Genomic DNA, 2,910 nt, shown 5'->3' with positions numbered 1-2,910 from the left:
GACCCGCCCGCTGCCGTCGGCCAGCAGCACGGCCTCACCCACGGCCAGCCGTCGGACGGTCGCCGCGTGGCGGCCCTCGTCGCCGGTCAGCCGGACCTCGTCGCCGGCAGCCGTGTCGCTCAGCCGACCCTCGTCGAGGAAGAACAGCGGGGCGGTCATGCGGCCGTGCTACTTGCCCATGAAGGCGCCGCGCAGCTTGCCGAAGAGGCCGTGGGAGTTGGGCGTCAGCCGACCCTCCGGCCGCTCCTCCCCGCGCAGCTCGGCCAGCCGCTGCAGCAGCTCCTCCTGCTCGGCATCCAGCCGGGTCGGCGTCTGCACCTCGATGTGTGCGATGAGGTCGCCGCGGCCACTGCCGCGCAGATGGGTCACCCCGAGCGAGCGCATGGTCACCACGTCGCCCGACTGGGTCCCGGCCGCGATGTCCAGGTCGCTCTTGCCGTCGAGGGTGTCGAGCTTGAGGCTCGTGCCCAGCGCCGCAGCGGTCATCGGCAGCTCGATGGTGCAGTGCAGGTCATCGCCGCGTCGCTGGAAGACCTCGTGCGGGCGCACGTTGATCTCGACGTAGAGGTCGCCGGCCGGTCCGGCGCCGGGCCCGACCTCACCCTCGCCGGCCAGCTGGATGCGGGTGCCTGTGTCGACACCGGCAGGCACCCTCAGCTTGAGGGTGCGCCGGGTCCGCACCCGGCCGTCGCCGGAGCACTCGAAGCACGGGTTGCTGATCACGGTGCCGAACCCCTGGCAGGCCACGCACGGACGGGAGGTCATGACCTGGCCCAGGAACGAGCGCTGGACCTGTTGCACCTCGCCGCGGCCGCCGCAGATGTCGCAGGTGCGGGTGCCGGAGCCCGGTTGCGAACCGTCGCCGTGGCAGGTCGAGCACTCGACCGCGGTGTCGATGGTGACCTCCTGCTCCCCGCCGAAGACGGCATCGTGCAGGTCGATGTCGAGGCGGACCAGGGCGTCCTGACCGCGTTGGTGCCGGGAGCGCGGGCCACGCTGGCCGGCCGCGGCGCCACCGAAGAAGGCGTCCATGATGTCGCTGAACGAGAAGCCCTGGCCGAAGCCACCCGCAGCGCCGCCATAGGGGTCGGAGCCACGGTCGAACGCCGCGCGCTTGCTCGGATCGGACAGCACGTCATACGCCTGCGAGACCCGCTTGAACTTCTCCTCGGCCTCGGGACCGGGGTTGACGTCAGGGTGCAGCTTGCGCGCCATCTTGCGGTAGGCGCGCTTGATCTCCTCGGCACTGGCGTCACGGCTGACGCCGAGGTCCTCGTAGTAGTCGTTCAACAGGTGTCCTTCTCAGGGGCTGGTCGGAGTTCTGGGGCGGCGGGATCGGCGGACCGGACGCGCGTCACGACTCGAGGATGTCGGAGACGTAGCGCGCCACGGCCCGGACCGAAGCCATTGTCAGGGGGTAGTCCATGCGGGTCGGACCGAGGACGCCGAGACCGGCGACTCGTCCGGTGCCGTAACCGGTGCTCACCACCGAGGTCGACTGCAGGCCGGCGTGCGGGTTCTCGGCGCCGATGCGGACCGCGACGGCCTCCTCGTCGTGGCCCATGGTGCCGAGCAGCTTCAGCAGCACGACGTGCTCCTCGAGCGCCTCGAGCACCGGCCCGATGGACAGGGGGAAGTCGGTGCCCGACCGGGCCAGGTTGGCGGTGCCCGCAAGCACCACGCGCTCCTCGCGCTCCTCCACGAGGGCGTCGTCCAGCGACCCGACCACGGCCCGCACCAGTTCACGGTCGTCGGGCTCGAACCTGCCCGGCAGCGACTCGAGCTCTGCCGCGGCATCACCGAGCCGGCGGTCGACGGCGAGCTCGTTGATGCGCTGCCGCAGCTCTGCCACGAGCCGCTGGCCCTCCGGCGTCGACATGTCGCGCGTGGCGTCGATCATCCGCTGCTCGACCCGCCCGGTGTTGACGATGAGCACCACCATCAACCGCCGGGCCGTCATGGGCACGAGCTCGATGTGCCGGACGGAGGAACGCGTGAGCGAGGGGTACTGCATGACGGCGACCTGGTGGGTGAGCGACGCCAGCAGGCGCACGGTGCGGTCGACGACGTCGTCGAGGTCCACCGCCCCCTCCAGGAACCTCGCGATGGCGACCCGCTCCGCCGCACTGAGCGGCTTGATGGAGGCCAGCCGGTCGACGAAGAGGCGGTAGCCCGCATCGGTCGGGATGCGGCCGGCGCTGGTGTGCGGCGCGGCGATGAGCCCCTCCTCCTCGAGCGCCGACATGTCGTTGCGGATGGTGGCGGCCGAGACGCCGAGCTGGTGGCGCTCGAGCAGCGCCTTGGAACCCACCGGCTCCGAGGTGTGGACGTAGTCCTGCACGATGGCGCGCAGCACCGCCAGACGTCGCTCCTCGCTCATGGGCCTACCTCCCACCCGATGCTCGTTCCGGTCCGCGGTCCCGCCGGCAGGCTCACCTGAGGGGGTGTGCGGCCACTGGTCGTCACTCACGCCAACGCACCTTGGCACTCAGGTATGCCGAGTGCCAAGTCTACGTCGTCCCTCCCCTCCTCGCGGACACGCCCGAGACCGGCCTGCGCGGCCGGGTGACCGGCACGACATACGCTCGCCTGTCGTGACCGACCGATATGGCTCCGACGTGCTCTCCGGCGACTGGCGCGCTCCCCGGCGCGGGCGGGCCCGCGAGGTGGAGGCCGAGCACGGGCTCGTGGTCGAGGACGTCGAGACGGGCTGGTGCGGCGCGGTCGTGCGCGTCGAGAAGGCCGGCGGCATGCAGGTCGTCCACCTCGAGGACCGCCGTGGCCGCAGCAAGGGCTTCCCGCTCGGCCCCGGGTTCCTGCTCGACGGCGCCCCTGTGGTGTTGACGCCGCCCACGGCGGCCAGCCGCCAAGCGCTGGGTCGGGCGAGGGCAGAAGCGGCGCGGACCGCGA

At 71.9% G+C, this 2,910-nt stretch carries 4 protein-coding genes; 1 reads left to right on the top strand and 3 read right to left on the bottom strand.

Features of this window, described 5'->3' with window-relative positions:
* The 3 genes from FRW57_RS24915 to hrcA all read right to left on the bottom strand — a co-directional run.
* Positions 1-159 (bottom strand): RNA methyltransferase PUA domain-containing protein (locus tag FRW57_RS24915; protein WP_338055390.1); only part of this gene is annotated, 159 nt, incomplete at its 3' end.
* A 9-nt stretch (positions 160-168) separates the two neighbouring features.
* The gene (dnaJ, locus tag FRW57_RS19860; protein WP_137121657.1) at positions 169-1,290 is read right to left on the bottom strand and encodes a molecular chaperone DnaJ; all 1,122 of its coding nucleotides are present in this window, start codon (positions 1,288-1,290) and stop codon (positions 169-171) included.
* Positions 1,291-1,354: 64 nt separating this feature from the next.
* Positions 1,355-2,380: a heat-inducible transcriptional repressor HrcA gene (gene hrcA / locus FRW57_RS19855; protein ID WP_137121656.1), complete on the bottom strand. Its 1,026-nt coding sequence runs from the start codon at positions 2,378-2,380 to the stop codon at positions 1,355-1,357.
* 214 nt (positions 2,381-2,594) lie between these two features.
* On the opposite strand from hrcA, the gene FRW57_RS24170 reads away from it, so the two are divergent.
* Positions 2,595-2,910: DUF3097 family protein (locus FRW57_RS24170; RefSeq protein ID WP_203230439.1), on the top strand; the 316-nt coding region annotated here is incomplete at its 3' end.

Origin of the sequence: Segeticoccus rhizosphaerae, from assembly GCF_009192725.1 — a bacterium.
Taxonomy (GTDB): Bacteria; Actinomycetota; Actinomycetes; order Actinomycetales; family Dermatophilaceae; genus Segeticoccus; species Segeticoccus rhizosphaerae.
Note: the sequence above shows the minus strand (reverse complement) of the source record. Positions and strands in the feature narration are given on the sequence as shown.

Coding starts and splice junctions, on each gene's coding strand:
- hrcA (WP_137121656.1), bottom strand. CDS start 2,380: ATGAGCGAGGAGCGACGTCTGGCGGTGCTGCGCGCCATCGTGCAGGAC.